The sequence below is a fragment of the Kitasatospora sp. A2-31 genome (assembly GCF_022288725.1).
Lineage (GTDB): Bacteria > Actinomycetota > Actinomycetes > Streptomycetales > Streptomycetaceae > Kitasatospora.
The window spans coordinates 1-2,286 of the sequence record NZ_JAKNTA010000091.1 but is presented as its reverse complement, the minus strand read 5'-3'; the positions used below and the strand labels follow the sequence as shown (position 1 = coordinate 2,286).

Genomic DNA, 2,286 nt, shown 5'->3' with positions numbered 1-2,286 from the left:
CGGCGACCAGCAGGACGAGTGCCGCGCCGAGGGCGCCGGTGACGTGGGCGTGGAGCACCAGCACGGCGCCCAGCACCGCACCGCCGAGCATCCAGACCGCGGAGGCGAGTCGGCGGCGCCCCGCCCGCTCGGCGGCCAGGGCGGTGATGGTCATGGTCAGCACGGTGGTGGTCAGGTCGGGCACCTTCAGGTGGCGCACCACCGCGTTCTGCCACCCCATCGCGAGGCCGAGCGACCCGATCAGGACGTACCGGGCCGGGTCGGCGCCGTGGTCGGCCAGAGCCGCGACCAGGGTGGCGCCGGTCAGCAGCGTCGCCTCGACGCAGACCCCGACGACGAGCAGCCGCCCGCGGTGGCCGGGGAGGAGCTCGCCGAGCCGGCCGCCGGCGAGCGCACCCGACAGGAAGGCGGCCAGCGCGGCGAGCGAGGCCGTGGCCGAGAGGCCGGGGGCGCCGGCCAGGGCGAAGCCGAGGAAGACCACGTTCCCGGTCATGTTGGCGACGAAGACGTGGCCGAGGGCGAGGTAGCTGACCGCGTCCACCATGCCGGTGACCACGGTCAGGGCCAGCAGCATCGACACCAGCGGGCCGTGGCGTGGGTCGCTCCTCATCGCGCTCCTCCTCCGGTCGTGCGTGCCCGGCGGTTCCGGCACCACGTCCGTTCTACGCCCGACCGGGCACCGCGGAGGCGACGCCGCCCCGCTCCGGGCATGCCGGGGCGGGGCGGGGTCGGGGGGCGCTGCCGGCCGCCCCGGCGGTCCTCAGCAGTCCTTGAGGGCGGTGCAGAGCGCCGAGTCCATCGCCTTGGCGACCTCCGCGTCGGCCGGGCCGGCCCACGGGACCTTGGGCTGGGCGCCGCTCCTGCCGGTCGTCCAGACGGCCAGCTCGTTCACCGTGCCGTCGGGGGCGGTCAGGTACTCGTGCAGGGTGACGGCGTTGCCGCCGGCCTGCGGCACGGTCACCGTCGCGGCGAGGTAGTTCGCGTCCTCGGGGCTGGTCACCTTGACCGTGGCGCCCTGGGCGGTCTTCGCGCAGGCCTTGACCTCCTCCCGGAGGTCGCTGAGGACCGCGTGGGCGCTCTGGGCGACGCCGCTGCTCGGGCGCGGGTCGCCCTCGTACAGCAGGGTCTGCTGGGCCTGCCACCGGTCGGGGCCGCCGGCGCCGAGCAGGGACTGCGCGGCCGCCCGGCCGGTGCCGAGGTCCGCGGTGTCCGGGGACAGCTTCGAGTGGCAGAGCTCCTGGACCTTGAACGTCGGCGCGCCGGCGACGGTCTTGGCGGTGCCGGTGGGAGCGGGCCAGTGGTAGGTCGCGTCCAGCGGGATGCTGCGCGGGTCGATCCATGCGCCGGCCGGGACGTCCCGGGAGCCGGGGGCGCCCGCGGAGCCGGCCGCGGACGGCCTGGCGGCGCCGCCCGACGGCTGCGGCGCGGCGGTGCCGGTGCCCGTTCCGCCGGCCGGGGCGGTCGCGGCCGGGCTCGCGGACCTGCTCGGCGCGGCGGCCTGGTCACCGCCGTCGTCCGGCCCGCAGGCGCTCAGCGCGCCGAGGCAGGCGATCACGGCCAGGGCGGACGTCACCGTTCCGGCGGTGCGGTCGGCGCGAGCGGTCCGAGCGGTCCGGTCGGCGCGAGCGGTCCGGTCGGTGCGGGCAGTGCGGCTGGTGCGGGCAGTGCGGCTGGTGCGCAAGGTGCTGCTTCCTTCCCCCGAGGTGGCGTCGTCCGCCGGCCCGGCGGGTCCACCGGCCGCCTGACCCCTGATCGGCTCCGCTGCGGCCCCCCGCGCCGACGGCGTCGAAACCTAGTGCGAACGGCGACGCCGCGCAAAACGGGTCCGCTCGCCGACCGGGGCCGCCGCCCCCAGGACGGGACCAGTTTTGAACACGTTCATTTATGCCCTACGCTCGGACCGACACCACGAGAGGGGGACTCGATGCGCATCGTCATACCCGGTGGAACCGGGCAGATCGGCCGGATCCTGGACCGCGCGCTGACCGCCGAGGGCCACGAGGTCCTGGTCCTGACCCGCCGGCCGCGCGCCGACCGCGAGCTCTACTGGGACGGCCGCACCCTCGGCCGCTGGGCCGAGGCCCTCGACGGCGCCGACGCGGTGGTCAACCTCGCCGGGCGCAGCGTCAACTGCCGCTACACCGATGCCAACCAGCGCGCGATGCTGCACTCCCGGGTGGACTCCGCCCGGGTCGTCGGCGAGGCGGTCGCCGCCGCGAAGCGCCCGCCGCGGGTCTGGCTGCAGATGAGCACCGCCACCATCTACGCCCACCACTTCGGCGCACC

At 76.5% G+C, this 2,286-nt stretch carries 3 protein-coding genes; 1 reads left to right on the top strand and 2 read right to left on the bottom strand.

Annotated elements, in window-relative coordinates:
* Both MCM47_RS39775 and MCM47_RS39770 read right to left on the bottom strand, forming a co-directional pair.
* The coding region (locus MCM47_RS39775; protein ID WP_238951725.1) for a YoaK family protein at positions 1–610 on the bottom strand (610 nt) is incomplete at its 3' end.
* 150 nt (positions 611–760) lie between these two features.
* Complete coding sequence (locus MCM47_RS39770) at positions 761–1,681, bottom strand: hypothetical protein (protein WP_238951724.1); 921 nt, start codon at positions 1,679–1,681, stop codon at positions 761–763.
* A 243-nt stretch (positions 1,682–1,924) separates the two neighbouring features.
* On the opposite strand from MCM47_RS39770, the gene MCM47_RS39765 reads away from it, so the two are divergent.
* On the top strand, positions 1,925–2,286 hold a 362-nt coding region (locus MCM47_RS39765; RefSeq protein WP_238951723.1), incomplete at its 3' end, for an NAD-dependent epimerase/dehydratase family protein.